The organism is Dyella humicola (genome assembly GCF_026283945.1).
In the GTDB taxonomy this organism is placed as follows: Bacteria; Pseudomonadota; Gammaproteobacteria; order Xanthomonadales; family Rhodanobacteraceae; genus Dyella; species Dyella humicola.
Genome location: NZ_JAPDPC010000001.1, coordinates 357,585 through 375,087, shown reverse-complemented (window position 1 = coordinate 375,087; position 17,503 = coordinate 357,585). Strand labels below are relative to the sequence as shown.

Below are 17,503 nucleotides of genomic sequence, written 5' to 3'. Positions count from 1 at the left end.
CGCAAGAGCAAAAGTCACTGGATCCCCGCTTTCGCGGGGATGACGGTGAGGGAACTGGGATGGCGACTCCGTAGAAGCCAACGTCTAGGGAGCTTCCGGCCCTGATCCGGAAAATTTGAACGGGCGCCGAGTGGGCAAATACATGTATCGGCCATGGCGCCACTTAATCGGGCTGTTGTCCGTCGGCATGTTCCAGCTTGGCGCTACTGACCCCCACCTCTCATTGAAAGGCATTCCATGCGCAAGTCCTGGCTGAAACCCGCACTGTTGTCGTTGAGCCTCGCGATGCTGATCCAGCCGCTTGCCTGCGCAGGCGCAGCGCCGACGCCAGACAACGCCGGCATTGAACGCCGCGTGGATGGACTGCTGGCCAAGCTCTCGCTCGAACAGAAACTGCAGCTGATCGGCGGCAAGGACAACTTCTACACCATCGCGCAGCCGACCATCGGCCTGCCGCCGCTGAAGATGTCCGACGGCCCGTATGGCGTGCGCGTGTTCGGAAAATCCACCGCCTATGCGGCCGGCATCGGGCTGGCGGCAACGTGGGATCCGGCACTGGCCGAGCGCGTGGGCGAGGCCATGGGCCGCGATGCGCGTGCGCGCGGCGTGCACTTCATCCTCGGCCCCGGTGTGAACATGTACCGCTCGCCGCTCAACGGCCGCAACATGGAATATTTCGGCGAGGACCCGCTGCTGTCCGGCAGCACGGCCGTCGGCCTGATCGATGGCATCCAGAGCCAGGGCGTGGTCGCCACGGTCAAGCACTACGCCGCCAACAACTCCGAATACGATCGTCGTCACGTCGATAGCCTCATCGACGAACGCACCCTGCATGAAATCTACCTGCCGGCCTTCGAGATGGCCGTGCGGCAAGGCCACGTAGGCGCGGTGATGAGCAGCTACAACCTGCTCAATCACGACTACACCTCCGAAAGCCAGCTGCTGCTCACCGATATCCTGAAGCAACAATGGGGCTTCGACGGTCTGCTGATGTCCGACTGGGGTGCCGTGCACGATGGCGCGAAAGCGTTCAAGGCCGGGCTGGACCTGGAAATGCCCAATGCGGAACTGATGAATGCCGGCCTGATCGCGGCCAGGCTCAAGGACGGCACGCTGACGCAAGCCGAACTCGACGACAAAGTTCGCCGCATCCTGCGCACCGCCGTGCGCTTCGGCTTTCTTGATCGCGAGCAGACCGTTTCCAGCCTGCCGCCCGACAGTGCAGAGAACGACAAGGTGGCGCTGCAGAATGCGCTGGAAAGCCTCACCCTGCTGAAGAACGAGCATCAGGTGCTCCCGCTGGATGCCCGCGCAATCAAGACCATCGCGGTGATCGGACCCGACGCCGATCCGGCCATTGCCGGCGCCGGCGGCAGTTCACATGTGGATACGTTTCACGCGCAAAGCATCCTGGATGGCATCCGTCACTTGCTGGGCGACAAGGTGACGGTGCTGTACACCCGCGGCCTGCCCGCGCCGATGGACGTCTTCAAGCAGGGCCAGTTCACCGGGCCCCACGGCGAAACCGGCCTGCGCAAGGACGTGTTCGCCAACGACGGCTTCGCCGGCACGCCCGCGACCAGCATCGATGCGCATGTCGACCAGTGGAAGTCGGAGCTGTGGACCAGCCCGGCCAAGCAACGCAAGAGCATGCGCTGGAGCGGTCGCTTCACACCGGTGCGGGATGGCAAGTACCTGTTCCTCACCGCCGCCGCCAGCGAAGACACCTACACGCTTTATGTCGACGGCAAGCCGGCCATCGAACAGCCGCACCGCGAAGGCCAGGCGCCGCGGTATGCCACGCTGGCGCTGCACGCCAACCAGCCCGTGACGATCCGACTCGACTACAAGCCCGACGTCGATTACAGCCGCATGGGTTTTGGCGTGGTCGCCGTCGATGACATGATTTCCGCCGATGCACGAAAAATGGCGAAACAGGCTGATGCGGCGATCGTCGCGGTCGGCTTCGATCCCGCCTCGGAAAGCGAGGCGTTCGATCGCAGCTACGATTTGCCATGGGGCCAGGACGCGCTGATCGAAGCGGTGGCAGCAGCCAATCCGAAAACCGTGGTGACGGTGACGTCCGGCGGCGGCTATGCAAGCCATCGCTGGCTGGACCAGGTACCCGCCTTGCTGCAAACCTGGTACCCAGGCCAGGAAGGCGGCACCGCGATCGCGCAGGTCCTGTTCGGCCAGCATTCGCCGGAAGGCAAGCTGCCGATCAGCTTCGAGCGCGATATCGCGGACAATCCCGCGCATGCCGGGTATGAACCCAAGTCATTCACCTTCGGCCAGCCATTCGACGTGGCCTACCAGGAAGGCGTGTTCCTCGGTTATCGCTGGTACACCAGCCACCCCGAGCAGACGCAGCCCCTGTTCGCCTTCGGCCACGGCCTCTCCTACAGCACGTTCGCCTTTGCCCACCTCAGCGTGAGCAAGCCGGATGCGCAGGACAACGTCAGCGTATCGTTCGACCTTACCAACACGGGCAAGGTGGACGCCGCCGACGTGGCCCAGTTGTATGTGGGCGATCCATCCGCCAAGGCGGCGCGGCCGGCGCGTGAATTGAAGGCGTACCAGAAAGTGCGCCTGGCCCCGGGCAAGACGCAGCATGTGACGCTGAAGCTCGATCGACGCGCGTTTGCCTATTACGACGTGGCCAGCCATGGCTGGAAGGTCGACCCGGGCATGTTCAAGCTCTACGTGGGCGATGCTTCCGATGACACCCCGCTGACGGCGGAACTGTCGCTGGCGCCATAGCGCCCATCTGATAGCTGGTGGCCAGCCATTCGCCCCGGCCAAGGCCGGGGCGACGCACGCGTCTTACGACGCCCGCAGCTGTTCCAGATACTGCTTCGGCGTGCAGTTGAACTCACGCCGGAACACCGCGTACATGTATTGCAACGAGGTAAACCCGCTGCGCACGGCCACGTCGGACAGCGATACCAGCGGATTGGCCAGCATGTGCCGCGCGGTTTCCAGCTTGTGGTCCAGGATCACCTGATGCACGGACTTCTTCAGCTCCCGCTTGAAATGCTCTTCCAGCGAGGTGCGTGAAATGCCGGCGTAGCAGGCCACCTGTTCGGTCTTGATGCCCATGCAGGCGTATTGACGAATGTAGTGGCGCGCACGCATCACGTGCGGGCTGCGAATGCACTGGTACTGGCTGCTGGCCTGCACATTGATGCCTGCCGGCGGCACCAGCACGCGCGTGGCGGAGTAGTCGCCGCCATGCAACATCTGGTGCAGCAATTGCGCCGCGGTGCGGCCCATTTCTTCCGCGCCCTGGATCACCGAGCTGAGCCGGATGCAGCTGAGCATCTGCACGATGGGATCATTGTCGATGCCGACGATGGCCACCTGCTCCGGCACCGGTACGTCGGCCACGATGCATGCCTGTAGCAGCTGCCGCGCGCGGGCATCGGTGGCGGCGATGATACCGATCGGCTTGGGCAGCGAACCCACCCACTCGGCGACCTCTTCCTGGGCGCGACCCCAACCGCCGGCACTGGTGGGCGAGCCGTGGTAGACAAAGCCTTCCAGGCCGTCCGCGGCAGCGAGACGACGAAACCACATCTCCCGTTCGTGCGCCCAGCGGTTGTCCGGCGAAGGCGGTTTGCCAAAGAAGGCGAAGCGTTGCAGGCCGTGCTCGATCAGTTGATCGTAGGCCAGCTGCACCAGCTTCTGATTATCGGTGGCTACATAGGGAATGCCCGCCGGATAGTGCGATTCGTCGGCGTAGGAACCACCCACGGCCACGACCGGAATGGACAGGGCCGACGCCGCCTCGGCCACCATCGGATCGTCGAAATCGGCAATGATGCCGTCCCCACGCCATTGGCGAATGCCGACCGTGCGGCTGCGGAAGTCCTCTTCCATGAACAGGTCCCACTTCACGCGCGTGCACGTGATGTATTGCCCGATACCGGCGATCACCTGCCGGTCATAAACCTTGTTGGCATTGAAGAGGAGTGCGATGCGATGAGGAGACATAGGGACCGTTACATAAGCAACCTGATTACGACGAGTATTACCCTCCAAAACGTAACGGATTAATCGACCAGCGACACGCTGCGGCGCATCAACGAAAATAGGTCAAAAGTCCTATTGATATATTTTCTTACTGGTCTCCTGCGACTCGCGCGATCACGGGCAGAATTAGTCTTCGCAATTAGCGCAGGGCAACGCAAATCGTGCATGAGTTCGGAACACATACTTTAAAACATTCTTGCCTGGCGACTGTCGCGCGGTACGGTTGCGTCAGCCTCTTTCCGACTAGCCAGCCCCGAGCTATCCGGGCGCGATTGGGAATGGCCAACTCATGCGGGGGTGTGCCCAAGCCATCGAAGACTCGTACTCGCTCGCCACGAGCCCCGGGTCAGTGTCTTGGGCGTTCTTTCATGTGCAGCTTTTCAGTGGACGCGATTATCGATGTTCGACCGCTAAGTAAACACTGCCATTAGCCACATGACATGGTCGCGCATTGGTGTGTTCCCGTAGCCCCTGGCGCAAAGAAAAGCGCTCGCTCGGCCATCGCCGTCTTGATTTGTATTTTCTCGGTGATTGGTCGTCCCGCCCTTGCGCCGTCTCACTCGTGCCGCAATATCCGGGCCAGTCCATTTTCCATGCTTGAATGCCGCCGTACTCGGGACTCACTTGTCAGCTGACCATGGGCCAATGACGCCATCCGAAGCATCTGCGCGGCGACTGGCGAGACCTTGCACGCACCCTTGGGGTCGAGTCGGCCCTCGAAAGCAGACGCTCTCAACGCGGCCGTTCCCAGGTCCAGCGGTTGAGTCCATCCACTAGGAACGCGATGGACCCATCTCTGCATCGCCACGGATCGACTTACGCCCTGGCTTCAGCGCTGCCCTGTAACCGCGGTCCAGGCGGACAGGCAGGCAAGCTTCTGTTCTTTCCGCCAGGGTTTCCCAATGGGCGCGCCCAGAGCCTTCAGTCGGGCCGTGATCTCCGTCGATGGCATGCCGAGGCTCCTGGTTGCGAAATCGGGTAGCGACTTCTCGTCCATCTCGGCGATCTCGATACCGCATTGATGGCATGCGAATCGAAGTGCGTCGCGCACGGCAAGGGCCTCGGCCACGGGTACATGTTCCGGCCACGCAAGACTGTATTGGAGGAGGTCCGTGATCCAGCTGGCGCGATTGACGAGCAAGGCAGCGACGACCGGCTTGCACCCCGCACCCTCCAGTTGACGGATGGTCCCCCGCAGACTGTTCGTTGCCAGTCGTTCTTGACGCCTGCGCCCCTCCGCCACGACCTCCGCCGCTTCGGCGCTGACTCCACCCTGCGGCCCGCGCGCCATCTCGGCCGCGACGCGGTAGGGCTCAAAGGAAAGCCGGTCGCCGTCGGCGCAGGTTTCAAGAAGCGTGGAGACGACGACGCGAGGCTCGCCCTTGTCCATGGTGATGCCGATGACCACGGCGCCGCCCTTGCGCGCGCGCAAGCCGAGCGCGGTCATAGGCTTTGAGCGATTCTCCAAGCGTGACATCAGCGCCTCCCGCAAACCAAGCTGGATAGGGGAATGCGCATTTTCGCAGAATCGCGGGGCTCTCCGGTGCAACGGAAGAGTCGTTGCCAGTCACCACTGCCCTACCGTGAGCGTGGCCAGCGCGCGCGATCACTCGTTTGACCGGCGTGCGCCACAGGATCGACGTCTACAGGGCACGCCAGAATGCTTTAGCGCGACGGCGCATTGACGTCGAACGCGATCCGGCCAGCTGGCAGAAAAGCGATTGAGATGACGGCGCCGCCCTTTACTTCCGGAAAGTGGTGGCTTCCCGGTACCGGTGTGGTCCAGCCGCCATAACACCAGCCGTTTGGACCAGCCAACGCCGCGCCTTCATTGAGCGGCACGACCAAATTGATCTCGCCATACGGGTGCGAGTGATAGCCGCCACGGAAGCTGTCCTCGGGGTTGCCCTGGGAATTATCCGTACTGTCCATCAGCACCCCCGTGATGCTGAAGAAAAACGTCTCCGCGCTAGGTGCAGCGAGTTGGGCGCGACGGTAACGTGAGCCCGCGATTTCAACATCGGCCACCCAGCCCTCTTTCAGGCCGAGGCTAACCAGACGCGCCAGATCTTTGTACAACTCGCTTTCAACACCATATGTCGAGTTAAGCCATTGCTCGACCTCCGTGCTTGTGGTCATGTCCTTGACCTCTTGCAGCACGGGAATCAAACGGGCGAGAAATTCGTCTTGGCTACTGGTGAATGGGATCTGAGACATTTCAGCTAGTCCTTCGATTAAGCGTCATGCACACGCGCGCCATCCCTCAACGGGAACCACGTCGAGTGGCCGCGCTGGCTTGTTTTGCAAATGGGATCAGAACTGTCGACCTACGACATCAACAAGCTTGCACGCGCAGGGAGTCATTCATCGCAAGCTTGACCGACTGGCGGCCGACCAACATGGCTCACGGACCTGTTCTGATGGAACGAAATAAATAGTATACCGATCGGTACGGTAAGTCAAGCAGCCTTTGGATAAAAGCGCTTCAAAGTACGCCAATATCCTTGTCATCCAGATATACCGATCGGTACGGTACGTGCCTGCTGATAGGCTGGAGGCCATCACCTTTACCTGCCCCATGTATGCCCCCTTCGCCGCGCCGCAAGTCCGCCACCGCCACCCAGGAAGCAAATCCTGCGGCATACACGGTTTTGCCGCCGCGGGATAAGGCAGCCACCGTGCTGGCGGGAGCTCGTGAGATCTTTCTCGCGCACGGCTTCAGTGCCGCGACCACCGACATGATTCAGCGAGCCGCCGGCGTATCCAAGTCCACGGTCTATTCGCACTATCCAAACAAGGAGACTCTGTTTACGGCGGTGGTCGAGGCTGAGTGCGAATGCTTTTTTGTGGCCACGCGCAAACTCAAGTTTTCGGACAAGGGCCTGGAATGGATTCTGGAAGAAACGGCGCGCGCGTATCTGGACCTGGTGCTGTCACCCGAGGCCCTGGCGCTGTATCGGGTCATCGTTGCCGAAGCCCCACGTTTTCCGGAACTGGCCAGGCGCTTTTACATTGCCGGGCCGGGCGCCATGAACGAGATGGTCGCGACCTTGCTCGATCGGACCATGTCGCGGAACGAACTCGACTTCAGCAGTGTCGGGCGCAACGCCGCCGCAGCACTTTTCGTGAACATGGTTCGAGGCGAAGCGCAGATGCAGTCTCTGACCCACCCGAACTCACGCCCCTCGGCTGCGCAACGCGACCGCTGGGCGCATGAGGCGGTCGCAAGCTTCCTGCGCGCATTCAGAAAAACCAAAACACGCGCGCGCCGATAACAGAGGCAAGGACATACACCGACGGGCCCGCTCTGCCGCACCATGTCGAAGTCCAATGGGGAGTAGTTAGTCCACGCGCATGGCGATCTGCGCGAATTGGGTCACCCATGGTGCCGCCTGCGGACACACGTCCGCCGTCGAAGACCTGCGTCCGGGTACCTGTAAAATGGAGTGACTGCGATCCTCAGACTGACACCAGACCCTGGCGGGCAGCGCGGCGACCCATGTCCCGACATACGCACAGCGATCCCCCGAGCATGCCCCACACGGGCGAGCAACCCCACGAGCGGCTGGCCCGCGCTTTGTCGCTATCAGGCACGCCCGGACAGGCCTATGTCGAGCGACGGCGGATTCCGCTGGCAATCGCCGATGCCGCAGGCATGCGCTTCGACCCTGACTGGAATGGGCGGCCCGCCGTCCTGATCGGCATGCACGATCGCGAAGCCCGCCTGGTCTCGGTGCACGGCCGTTACTTGGAAACCCTGCGCGGACAGGACAAGATGTTCACGATCGGCGCCGGTGGCGGCGTGGCCAGCACCGGCGCGGGCTGGCATGGCGAGCCACTGATCCTCGTCGAAGGCATCTTCGATGCCCTGTCGCTCGCGGCATGCGGCTGGGATTGCGTCGCCACGATCGGGCGCTGGGCGCCGTGGCTGCCGGAAGTTTGTGCCAGTCGGACCGTGTGGCTGGCTTTCGACGCCAATGCACCTGGGGAGGATGAAGTGGCCAATTACATGCAGCACCTTCCGCGCTCAGCAACGCGTCGTCTGTTGCCACCATCCCATTGCAAGGACTGGAACACGGCGTTGCTCAAGCGCGGCCAGGCCGCCATGGCGCGCTGGCTCCGCGAGAGCATCCAGGCCCGTGATACAACTGCCCGATGAGCGAGCGTCCCCGTTCCGAGATCTATGTCAGTACCGATGTCGAAGTCGACGGACCGATTCCCGGCCCGCATTCGATGCTTAGCTTTGCATCGGCCGCCTATACCGCTGACAAGACTCTGCTGGGCACCTTCACCGCGAACCTCGAACTGCTACCCGGCGCATGCGGCCACCCGGATACGCTCACTTGGTGGCAACAGCACGCCGAGGCCTGGCAGGCGACTCGCACTGAGCTGCGCGCACCGGAAACCGCCATGGCGGAATACGCAGGATGGCTGGAAGCGTTGCCGGGCGTACCCGTGTTCGTGGGCTATCCGGCAGCGTTCGACTTCATGTTCGTGTACTGGTATTTGATCCGTTTCGTCGGGCATAGTCCTTTCAGTTTCTCCGCGCTCGACATGAAGACGCTGGCCATGGTGCTGCTGCGCAAGGACTATCGGCGCAGCACCAAGAACGCCATGCCCAGGCGCTGGTTCGACGACCTGCCACACAGCCACGTGGCGCTTGACGACGCGCTCGAGCAGGGTGCACTGTTCTGCAACATGCTCAGCGAGAGCCGAAAGCGCTGACCGGCCAAGGCGCAGCCGGCTCGTCCACGCGGGGGCTCCGGCGTCGCCATGAAACTGCATCTGCCAGCGATGGTTTGCTTCCGCGTCACGCGCTATTGCAACGCGCGCTGCGGCTTTTGCCTGGCTCCCCCCGATGGTGCGCACCCGCCCGCCCATGTGCTGATGCAACGACTGGACTGGCTGGCAGGCCAGGGCGTGCGAACTATCCACTTCTGCGGAGGCGAACCCACCATCCATCCCGCCCTGCCCGAGCTGCTCGCCCATGTGCGGGCCCAAGGCGGTGGCTCGCGGCTCACCACCAATGGCATCGCGCTGCCCGATCGACTGCTGCCGGCGCTCGGTGCGGCACGCACCCGGGTCAAGTTGAGCCTGCACGGCGATCGCGCACACCATGACGCGGTGGTGGGTCGCGCGGCCTTCGACCTGGCTACACGGCATCTACGCTCCCTGCTCATGGCTGGCATTCCCACCGGGATACAGACAACCGTCGTCTCCGGCGGTGAATGGGTACTGGACTGGATGGCGGACTTCTGCCTGGCCGAAGGCGTGCCGCAATGGTGCGTACTGCCTTTCATCCCACGCGGCAGCGGCTATCGGACGCAAGGCGAATACGGCCTGACACCCGCGCAACGTGCACAAGCGCATGAACGGGTTCGCCGATTGCGGCACACCCTTCGCGGTCGTCTCGACGTGCGCTGGCTCGACTTTTCCGCTCAACCCCTGCCAGTCGTCGAAGCCGATGGCCGCGTGCTGCTTGAGCGTGCAAGCGAATCGCTCGACACCCTGCTCTACACCATTCCCGGCTACACGGTACCGCCCAAGCGCATCCCCGACAGCAGCATTCAGAGATGACCTGACAGCGTTCCGGTACCGGCTGAACAATGCACTTGTCTTGCCGACCCTGGCCCGTTCAGGCCGATGACAAAGACCGCATTGGCGATCTGTAATGGCAGCGAATTCGGGTATGTCTCACTCAAGGACTACACCCCACCGCCAAACCATCCATCACCGGCCGCGAGCGACACAAACTGTTCGAGAGATGTACCAAGGTCTTCGATGGCGTTGAGCTGCGATGGCCCGCTGACATGGTCCAACGAGGCCAATAGACCAAGCGCTGCAGCCCTCCCCTGTTCTGTAAGTGCAAGGAGGATTTGCCGGCGGTCTGATGATGAGCGGTGCCGGCGCACCAGACCTTGTCGAGTTAGATCATCGATCAGTCTCGTCAAATGCGGAGCGGAAATCTTTGTGTCGCATTTCAGCTCCGCCTGCTTGCACGTCGGTGCACTTGAAAGGCGAACAAGCACGAGCCAATGCGACATCGTCAGGTGCTCACTCGCTCCTGCAGCCATAGCCACCCACTTTTCCATCAGTTGGCTTGCGCACCTCAACGATCTTGCGACCTCCGTGACCTTGTAGATCGTTTCTGTCGCAGTTTGCTCGCTGACGTGCTCTAAGGGGTGCGGTGCAAGCGCCACACGCCCATTTGTCCGGCGACCGGTATTCGTCGCGTGCTTGTTCATAGTCACTCCGCGCGAAAAAGTTGTTTGCGTGGCGTTTTGTCTATCGTCCGGGCATTGACTGCAGAACCCACGGACAGCTTCTTCGCGGCGCATCGATTAATTGAGACGTGTTGGCCGAAGTCCACAGAGAGATGGGATGCTGAGGAGAGCTGCGCCATGCCGCTGCTCATAGTTCGACCGGCGTGCAGATTCACGCGCACGCCAGCCTAATCAGCAATGCACCACCACAGGCCCTGCTCCTGCGCTGGCGTACCTACTTCGCATCACCGGCCATATTCTTGTGAATGAGCTGAGCGACTTGCTCGTCAGCGTGCGCCAACTGCTGCTCATACACATCCGTGCTGAAAGCCGGCCGCGTGGGTACCTTCTGAGCAAGCATCGGGCCACTCTTGTCGTGCAAGTCCACCCTCGTGGTCAAAGACATGCCGACGCGTAACGGATGTTGGTCGAGCTGCTTGGGGTCGGTGAATACCACACGTACGGGCATGCGCTGCACGATCTTGATCCAGTTGCCGGTGGCATTTTGCGCCGGCAGCAGCGAAAAGGCGCCGCCCGTGCCCACACCGAGCTCCAGCACCTTGCCGTCGTACTTGACCGCGTGACCATAGATGTCCGACGTCACTTCCACCGGCTGGCCGATGCGCATGTGCATGAGCTGGGTCTCCTTGAAGTTGGCGTCGATCCATACCTCGTGCAGCGGCACAACGGCCATCAAGGCCGCTCCAGGCTGCACGCGCTGGCCAACCTGCACGCTGCGCTTGGCGACGTAGCCCGTTACCGGTGCCACCATGGTCGTGCGCACTTCTGTGAGGTAAGCGGCACGATATTGAGAGGCAGCGGCTTTGACATCGGGATGCGACGTGACAATGGTGTCGTCCACTAACACCTTATTGGTCTGCAGCTGCTGTTCGGCCGTGGTGAGCGAGCTCTCGGCAGCGGTCAGGGCATCCTTGGCGTGTGAGAGCTCTTCCGCGGATATCGCGCCGGAGCTAGCCAGGTTGGCGCGACGATCGTAGTCGTCCTTTGCCTTCTGTACCGCCGTTTGACGCACGGCCACATCAGCCTGCGCACCTGACACTGTGCTGTACAGACCACGCACCTTGCGAACGGTATTGGCAAGGTTCGCAGCGGCATTCTCCAGGGCGACATCCGCGTCCGCCTTGTCGAGCGTGACCAACACATCGCCCTGTTTCACGAAGTCGCCGTCATCGGCACCGATGCTGACCACGGTGCCGACAATCTGCGGCGTGATCTGCACGACGTTGCCGTTGACGTAAGCGTCGTCGGTACCTTCGTACCAGCGACTCGCCAGCACGTACCAAGCACCAAAACCAATGGCGCCCGCAAGGACAGCTGCACCCAGGATGCGGAGCATGATGCTACGGCCATGCTTCGTGGGTTGCGCGGCTCCGTTAGGAGCCGAAGATATTTGTGTAGACATGATGACTGACTCAAGAGCGATGATGAATGAGGGAAGGCGAGTTCGCATCGGCGGCGACTGTCGACACGTCGGGAGCGGGCTGGCCTGGGTGGAAGCCACCACCAAGCGCCCTGATGATTTGCACGGAGTAATCGGTTTGTTCGGCATGCAGCGTCGCCAGGCGATCCTGGGCGACCAGTAACTGCTGGCGCACGATGAGGGCTTCCAGGTAACTGCCAATGCCAGCCTTGTAGCGTTGCTCGGCCAGCGTCCAGGCATCGTTAGCCGCCTCGAGTGCGCGCTGCTGCGCGTCGATTTGCACCTGCAACGAGGTCAGTGCATTGTTGTCGTCACACACTTCGTTGACTGCACGCACGAGCGTCTCGTTGTACTGCGCCACGGCGAGATCGTATTGCGCGTCCTTGCTGTTCAAATCCGCACGGCGGCGACCGCCATCAAAGATCGGCAGACTGATCGCCGGGCCCGCGTCGTAGAAGCGGGACTTCGCCTGGAAGAGATTGCCGCCGCCGAGCGCGACCAGACCCGCCATGGCGGTGATGTTGACGTTCGGAAGGAATTGGGTCTTGGCCGCGTCAATATCCTTGTCAGCGGCTTCCACGCGCCACCGTGCGGCGACGAGGTCCGCGCGATGCCCAAGCAATTCGACCGGCAGATCGGATGGCACGCTCACGGCGCCGGGTGGCAAAAGCTGGGGGCGGGTGATCGTCAGGCCGCGATCCGGACCTTTGCCCAGGAGCACGGACAGCGCGGACCGCGCTGCATCGATCGCACGATCCGCCTGCGCCTTTCTACCCTGTGCACTGGCCACTTCTGAGTCGCTTTGCTTGAGCTGCACCAGGCTATCGATGCCAGCGGCGACGCGTCGTTGCGTCAACCCGCGCACGTCGGTCGCCCGCTCGAGCTCGGCCGATGCGACATCTTGCTGAGTGTAGGCGTAACCGAGCTGCACGTAGGCGCGAGCGACGTTCGTGGACAGTTCAATCCGCGCCGCATGGGCGTCGACTTCCGCCGACCGCTGCTGACCAAGAGCGGCCTCCCACGCTGCGCGTTCGCCACCCCAAAGATCCAGATCCCATTTGAAACTGGCGGAGACATACTTGGCGGTCTTGTTATGGCCCTTGCCTATGGGTGGCAGCGTTGTCGGTAAGCGAACCTCGGTAACGCTTCCCGCGAGATCCACTTCCGGCTTGCGATCAGCATCGGCCTTCGATGCTTCTGACTGCGCCTGGCGCGCCCGTGCATCGGCCTCTGCGAGACCTGGGTTGTCGTGCAGGGCCTCGGCAATCAATGCATTGAGCTGGCCATCGCCCAATGAGGTCCACCAGTCAGCTTCAGGCCAAGCGGCAGGTGACACCTTGACGTTTGCGAGCGTGCGCTCAACCTCGAGAGAGTCTGGGTGGATGGGAGCGCCGTCCGGATGCAGCCCGCCGGTGCTGGCACAGCCTGCCAGTGCGACGGTCAATCCGACCGCTGCTGCAATGAGCTGAACACGCATGGTCTTTGTCTCGGTAAGTGGGGTGGGTTTTATCGGCTGGAGCGCGCGCGCTTCGGCCTCAAGAAGGTTGGCGAGGGGTATCGACGTCAATGAACTTGTGAAGGAGCCGCTGCAGTTCGTTGAACTCGGCCTCGCTGAAGTTCCTCAGACGCCGGTTGAACACCGGCAACGCAATATTTGGAATCTCGGCGGCGATCGCCTCGCCTGTGCTGGTCAACGTCAGATCGACGACGCGGCGATCTAGGTTGCTTCGGGAACGCTTGAGCAGCCCCTTTGCCTCAAGTTTGTCCAGCATGCGGCTCATCAGACCGGTGTCGATGCTTAGATGCTTCGACATCTCAAAGGGTGTGGCAGCCATGCCGCGACTAAGCCAGAGGATGATGCCTATCTGGTGGCTGGTAATGCCCAGCCGCTTGACGGCCGCATCCATCTCCGCAGTCACCAGGTTGCGCGCCTTGGTCAACATGAAGCCGATGCTGTGCGTCCTCGAGAAGGTTTTCTGTGTGTAGTGTTCCACGTCGAAGTCCTCGGACGCGTTGTATGCGTCGTTCGGTAACGGTCCTGTTTGCGTCTTATCAATGGCCACCAGCGGCCGCCGCTCCAGCCGCCGCATCCTTGCTTGGATGAGTGACCCAAATCAGCGGAATGATCACAACGAAGATGACGGCGGACATCCAGAAGATGTCATTGAGACCGAGCATGGCCGCCTGCGCGCCCAATCCGTTCTCGATGAACGCGAGCGCATTGGACGCACCGACGTGGAGCGTCGACTGCGCCTGCGAGATCGATTCGTTGAAGATCGAGTTATAGCTGTTGGCCTGCTCGACCAGCCGTGCGTGATGCAGGATCGTGCGGTCGTTCCAGCCAGTGGCCAGTAGTGATGTTCCAACGGCGCCCGCGAGGATGCGCGCGAAATTCGACAAGCCCGCGGCGGAGGGGATCTTATCGGGGCTCAAGCCCGACAGGATGATCGCGGTCAACGGCACGAAGAATAGAGCGGTCGGAATACCCTGGAGCAGCGTTGGCAGGATCAAGGTGTATTGATCCACGTTGGTAGTGTAATTCGAGCGCAGGAAGAAGACCGCTGAAAAACCGGCGAAGGCCAGTGTCGCCAAGATGCGTGCATCGATCTTCTGCATCATCCTGCCCATCATCGGCGCAAGCATCACGGCGAAGACTCCCAGCGGAGCGGTCACCAAGCCTGCGTCGACCGAGCGATAACCGAGATACTCCTGAATCCATTGCGGAAGGATCACCAGGTTCGCGAAGAAGATCGCATAGGCGACAGAGATGGCGACCGTGCCTCCGAGGAAGTTGCGTCCGGCGAACAATCGCAGATCGACGATGGGCTTCTCTTCGGTCAGCTCCCAGATCACGAAGAACGCGAACGTGAGCAGCGCGAATACGCCAAGCGCACAGATCACAGGTGAGTTGAACCAATCCAGATCCTTGCCCTTGTCGAGCATGATTTGCAGTGCCGCGACCCAGCCGATCAGGGAGATCAGCCCAACGGTGTCGATCGGCAAACGACGAGCGGGCGATTCACGGTCACGATAGATCGCCCACACCGCGGCAGCAGCGAATAGGCCTACCGGCACGTTGATGTAGAAGATCCACGACCAGCTGTAGCTATCGGTGATCCAGCCACCCAAAGCCGGGCCAGCGATCGGACCGACCGTTGCTGTCATGGCCCACAACGACAACGCGCTGCCGCTTTTGTGTTTTGGAAACGTCGTGAGCAGCAGGGCTTGCGACAACGGCACCAGTGGACCCGCGGCCAATCCCTGTAGCACGCGGGCCGCCAGCAGCACCGGGAGGGTGGGTGCTATGCCGCACAATGCAGAGGAAATCACGAAGAGCAGAATCGCTCCGACGAACAGTTTGACCTGACCGATGCGTTGGGTGAGCCAGCCGGTGAGCGGAATCGCCACCGCGTTGGCGGCGGCGAACATGGTGATCACCCACGTACCTTCGTCGACCGACACGCCTAGATCGCCCGACAGCGTCGGAATGGCGACGTTGGCAATCGAGGAGTCAAGCACGTTCATGAAGGTGGCAAGTGCAACGGCGAAGGCACCGAGTGCAAACCGGATGCCTGTTAAGGGGGCCGGGGACGGTGCAGCGGGCGAAGTGGATGCGATCATGGAAATCCGGTGCGGCGACGTAGGTGTCAATGCAGCGACTAGCGGCTCAAATATCTGACTAGTCAGATATGTGGTTAAAAAAAAGCGCCGGCGGTTTGCCTGACCGGCGTTTCGGGGATGTCCAGCTGGACTCCCTTCACAGCTCGAAGCGTTCACGGCGACGGCGCTGACACGAGCATCCGTGTCGTGGCTCGCCCTTCGCCATGTTGTATGGCGCCATACAATACTGTTAGGCCACGAACAAGTCAACACGCAGGCCGCCAGCCGACAATAAACGGCTTATCTCATTGTTTTTGAGGTGTTATATCTATCGCAAGAAATTGTCTTGTAACATACAATCCAGTACCAGATAGTTTTGGAGAGGGGAAATGCTTTGACAGACGACGATTCGACCAGCGACCAGAACTTTCCCACCCCGTATCTGCGCGAGGCCTACCTGCGCCGGTTTCCGCTGGCGGCTGCCCAGCGTCTGGAAACCGTTTTCACGCTCAAATTGGTGAGCCAGCAGATCAACAACATGTTGAACGCGTGGCTGGAAGGCACGGCAGGTTCACCTGCGCGATTCATGGCGCTCGCCGTGCTCTGGGGCGCTGGTGGTCGTCCCGTTCCGCATCAGGAAATCATTGCTGCCTTACAGGTCAAGCGCGCCACGGTATCCGCGTTGATGTTCTCGCTCGAGCAAGACGGTCTCGTGCAATCGATCGGTGATGAGAAAGACCGGCGCCGGTTACTCGCGACGCTGACGGCGAAGGGCAAGAACGTCATCACCAGCGCCATGGAGATGAATGCGCATAGGCTGGAGAGGGTATTTGTCGACCTCTCGCCAGACGAACTGGATGTGATTCAACGTCTGCTGCGACGTATGCGCGATGGCTTTGCCAAGGTTTCCAACGAAAAGAACTGACGCCTCGACGCGCCCAGGTAGCCACTGAGATCAGACGCCGATCCGCGACGCTCAATCCGATTCGTTGTCGATCTCCCGTCCATTGGCCTTTTGCAGAGGTCGATGGTTGTCGGGGAAGAGTCGCGTGAAGGACGCGATCTGATCGCTCGACATTTGAATGGGCTCCTTGAGCACGACCCAATGTACGCCCTCCGTGCAGGGCGGCGTGGTGAGCGACCCGGCATAGACATAGGCCCCGTGGTCGTGGGGAAGGACGGAGCCCAGGTCCACCGTGACCGGCGGCCGGGTGTCCTTCGAAGTCTCCTTCTCCGAGGCAGGAAGAGCCCTGAGCACCGACGCGAGGCTCTCGTTCTGCTTGCCTAGCTTCACCATCACGCCAACGACAACGACCCGCTTTCTTCCATCCTCATTGACGAAGTGGATCTCCAGCGGGAAGCGCGTTCCGTCCGTGGTGTGCTCACTGGGCGAATGAAAATGGAACTGGGCCAGTCGATAGGTATCGCCATCGAAGACCACGGTGTCCTTGGCGTCGCTGACATTGGCTTGGACCGTATGCCCATTGTTTACCAGGGCGACCGCGCCCTTCTCATAGTCGATGTGAAACTCGTCGGCCTTTCCGGTTTTGGCATCACGCGACTCAAGATCAATGGGTGACTGCGCTTTGCCATTGCCACACACGACGAAGCTCGGACCCATCGACGACCAGTGCGAGGGACCACTTTTCCCCGAGTACGACCAGTGTGGCGTCGACGCCCAGTTGTCCGATGAGAGAGGCAGGGCCAGCACGCCCACTGATGCCACCATGACCGCCGCGGTGGTCAAACCGAGCAGGTGCCGTTTGGAACTACGCATGATCAATCCCCAGACGTTATGGAACCCCACCATGGGAACCGGCTACTTCGACACGCAACGACGAAGCACCCCGCCATACCTATGCTGTAGACGACGCGGCCCATCCAAAGCTTCCTGGTCGTCACTACCGATGCATCGACGCTGCGCCGGATGTAACTAGGCACGGGTTTCAGTTCAAAACACAACATGCGCCATCTGCCCCACAACAGTCGCCACCCAATCCTTGTCAATGGAAGACGCTGGCATACAGCTGTGGCCAGAGCGCGGCCCAAACCACCGAACAGGTGAAAACCGGTTAATCGCCTGCATTTTCGCGCGTGGACCCTCGCGCTTCCGTGAAGGACGGTTTCACGTCCGCGTTAGGTTACGGATTCAGCCGGTCGAAACAGC

15 protein-coding genes are annotated in these 17,503 nt (G+C 61.4%); 6 read left to right on the top strand and 9 right to left on the bottom strand.

Annotated elements, in window-relative coordinates; genetic code table 11:
• Window positions 1–237 precede the first annotated feature (237 nt).
• Entirely contained in the window at window positions 238–2,760 is a 2,523-nt protein-coding gene (locus OUZ30_RS01640) for a glycoside hydrolase family 3 C-terminal domain-containing protein (RefSeq protein ID WP_266180417.1), read from the top strand.
• Window positions 2,761–2,823: 63 nt separating this feature from the next.
• On the opposite strand, the gene OUZ30_RS01635 is transcribed toward OUZ30_RS01640, so the two are convergent.
• The 3 genes from OUZ30_RS01635 to OUZ30_RS01625 all read right to left on the bottom strand — a co-directional run bounded on the left by OUZ30_RS01635 (window position 2,824) and on the right by OUZ30_RS01625 (window position 6,249).
• Complete coding sequence (locus OUZ30_RS01635) at window positions 2,824–3,993, bottom strand: XylR family transcriptional regulator (protein WP_266151540.1); 1,170 nt, start codon at window positions 3,991–3,993, stop codon at window positions 2,824–2,826.
• 868 nt (window positions 3,994–4,861) lie between these two features.
• The gene (locus OUZ30_RS01630; RefSeq protein ID WP_266180416.1) at window positions 4,862–5,479 is read right to left on the bottom strand and encodes a hypothetical protein; all 618 of its coding nucleotides are present in this window, start codon (window positions 5,477–5,479) and stop codon (window positions 4,862–4,864) included.
• 218 nt (window positions 5,480–5,697) lie between these two features.
• Entirely contained in the window at window positions 5,698–6,249 is a 552-nt protein-coding gene (locus OUZ30_RS01625) for a 4-hydroxylaminobenzoate lyase (protein ID WP_266180415.1), read from the bottom strand.
• A 365-nt stretch (window positions 6,250–6,614) separates the two neighbouring features.
• Here OUZ30_RS01625 and OUZ30_RS01620 point away from each other — a divergent pair, with 365 nt between their 5' ends.
• The 4 genes from OUZ30_RS01620 (at window position 6,615) to OUZ30_RS01605 (ending at window position 9,609) form a co-directional block, all read left to right on the top strand.
• Complete coding sequence (locus tag OUZ30_RS01620; protein ID WP_266180414.1) at window positions 6,615–7,307, top strand: TetR/AcrR family transcriptional regulator; 693 nt, start codon at window positions 6,615–6,617, stop codon at window positions 7,305–7,307.
• A gap of 224 nt (window positions 7,308–7,531) precedes the next feature.
• Window positions 7,532–8,191 carry a toprim domain-containing protein gene (locus tag OUZ30_RS01615; protein ID WP_266180413.1) on the top strand — a complete coding sequence of 220 codons (660 nt, stop codon included), beginning with the start codon at window positions 7,532–7,534 and terminating at the stop codon, window positions 8,189–8,191.
• On the top strand, window positions 8,188–8,757 hold the full coding sequence (locus OUZ30_RS01610; RefSeq protein ID WP_266180412.1) for a 3'-5' exonuclease family protein: 570 nt from the start codon (window positions 8,188–8,190) through the stop codon (window positions 8,755–8,757). Before OUZ30_RS01615 ends, OUZ30_RS01610 begins: the two co-directional genes overlap by 4 nt.
• Window positions 8,758–8,805: 48 nt before the next feature.
• Window positions 8,806–9,609: a radical SAM protein gene (locus OUZ30_RS01605; protein ID WP_266180411.1), complete on the top strand. Its 804-nt coding sequence runs from the start codon at window positions 8,806–8,808 to the stop codon at window positions 9,607–9,609.
• A gap of 128 nt (window positions 9,610–9,737) precedes the next feature.
• Here OUZ30_RS01605 and OUZ30_RS01600 read toward each other — a convergent pair whose 3' ends face one another.
• The 5 genes from OUZ30_RS01600 to OUZ30_RS01580 all read right to left on the bottom strand — a co-directional run bounded on the left by OUZ30_RS01600 (window position 9,738) and on the right by OUZ30_RS01580 (window position 15,357).
• Window positions 9,738–10,277 carry a MarR family transcriptional regulator gene (locus OUZ30_RS01600; RefSeq protein WP_266180410.1) on the bottom strand — a complete coding sequence of 180 codons (540 nt, stop codon included), beginning with the start codon at window positions 10,275–10,277 and terminating at the stop codon, window positions 9,738–9,740.
• A gap of 253 nt (window positions 10,278–10,530) precedes the next feature.
• On the bottom strand, window positions 10,531–11,718 hold the full coding sequence (locus OUZ30_RS01595) for an HlyD/EmrA/EmrK family protein (RefSeq protein WP_266180409.1): 1,188 nt from the start codon (window positions 11,716–11,718) through the stop codon (window positions 10,531–10,533).
• A gap of 10 nt (window positions 11,719–11,728) precedes the next feature.
• Complete coding sequence (locus OUZ30_RS01590) at window positions 11,729–13,213, bottom strand: efflux transporter outer membrane subunit (RefSeq protein WP_266180408.1); 1,485 nt, start codon at window positions 13,211–13,213, stop codon at window positions 11,729–11,731.
• 58 nt (window positions 13,214–13,271) lie between these two features.
• Window positions 13,272–13,799, bottom strand: a complete 528-nt coding sequence (locus tag OUZ30_RS01585) for a MarR family winged helix-turn-helix transcriptional regulator (protein ID WP_266180407.1) — start codon at window positions 13,797–13,799, stop codon at window positions 13,272–13,274.
• Entirely contained in the window at window positions 13,789–15,357 is a 1,569-nt protein-coding gene (locus OUZ30_RS01580; protein WP_266180406.1) for a DHA2 family efflux MFS transporter permease subunit, read from the bottom strand. Before OUZ30_RS01580 ends, OUZ30_RS01585 begins: the two co-directional genes overlap by 11 nt.
• A gap of 373 nt (window positions 15,358–15,730) precedes the next feature.
• Here OUZ30_RS01580 and OUZ30_RS01575 point away from each other — a divergent pair, with 373 nt between their 5' ends.
• The gene (locus OUZ30_RS01575) at window positions 15,731–16,261 is read left to right on the top strand and encodes a MarR family winged helix-turn-helix transcriptional regulator (RefSeq protein WP_266180405.1); all 531 of its coding nucleotides are present in this window, start codon (window positions 15,731–15,733) and stop codon (window positions 16,259–16,261) included.
• Window positions 16,262–16,312: 51 nt separating this feature from the next.
• On the opposite strand, the gene OUZ30_RS01570 is transcribed toward OUZ30_RS01575, so the two are convergent.
• Window positions 16,313–17,113, bottom strand: coding sequence for a carbonic anhydrase (locus tag OUZ30_RS01570; protein ID WP_266180404.1), 801 nt, complete (start codon window positions 17,111–17,113; stop codon window positions 16,313–16,315).
• Between the last annotated feature and the right edge of the window lie 390 nt (window positions 17,114–17,503).

Excerpts from the sequence above, each read along its gene's own strand:
- OUZ30_RS01615 (WP_266180413.1), top strand. The coding sequence starts at position 7,532 with ATGTCCCGACATACGCACAGCGATCCCCCGAGCATGCCCCACACGGGC.
- OUZ30_RS01605 (WP_266180411.1), top strand. The coding sequence starts at position 8,806 with ATGAAACTGCATCTGCCAGCGATGGTTTGCTTCCGCGTCACGCGCTAT.
- OUZ30_RS01610 (WP_266180412.1), top strand. The coding sequence starts at position 8,188 with ATGAGCGAGCGTCCCCGTTCCGAGATCTATGTCAGTACCGATGTCGAA.
- OUZ30_RS01595 (WP_266180409.1), bottom strand. The coding sequence starts at position 11,718 with ATGTCTACACAAATATCTTCGGCTCCTAACGGAGCCGCGCAACCCACG.
- OUZ30_RS01600 (WP_266180410.1), bottom strand. The coding sequence starts at position 10,277 with ATGAACAAGCACGCGACGAATACCGGTCGCCGGACAAATGGGCGTGTG.
- OUZ30_RS01625 (WP_266180415.1), bottom strand. The coding sequence starts at position 6,249 with ATGTCTCAGATCCCATTCACCAGTAGCCAAGACGAATTTCTCGCCCGT.
- OUZ30_RS01590 (WP_266180408.1), bottom strand. The coding sequence starts at position 13,213 with ATGCGTGTTCAGCTCATTGCAGCAGCGGTCGGATTGACCGTCGCACTG.
- OUZ30_RS01635 (WP_266151540.1), bottom strand. The coding sequence starts at position 3,993 with ATGTCTCCTCATCGCATCGCACTCCTCTTCAATGCCAACAAGGTTTAT.
- OUZ30_RS01640 (WP_266180417.1), top strand. The coding sequence starts at position 238 with ATGCGCAAGTCCTGGCTGAAACCCGCACTGTTGTCGTTGAGCCTCGCG.
- OUZ30_RS01630 (WP_266180416.1), bottom strand. The coding sequence starts at position 5,479 with ATGACCGCGCTCGGCTTGCGCGCGCGCAAGGGCGGCGCCGTGGTCATC.
- OUZ30_RS01580 (WP_266180406.1), bottom strand. The coding sequence starts at position 15,357 with ATGATCGCATCCACTTCGCCCGCTGCACCGTCCCCGGCCCCCTTAACA.
- OUZ30_RS01570 (WP_266180404.1), bottom strand. The coding sequence starts at position 17,113 with ATGCGTAGTTCCAAACGGCACCTGCTCGGTTTGACCACCGCGGCGGTC.
- OUZ30_RS01620 (WP_266180414.1), top strand. The coding sequence starts at position 6,615 with ATGCCCCCTTCGCCGCGCCGCAAGTCCGCCACCGCCACCCAGGAAGCA.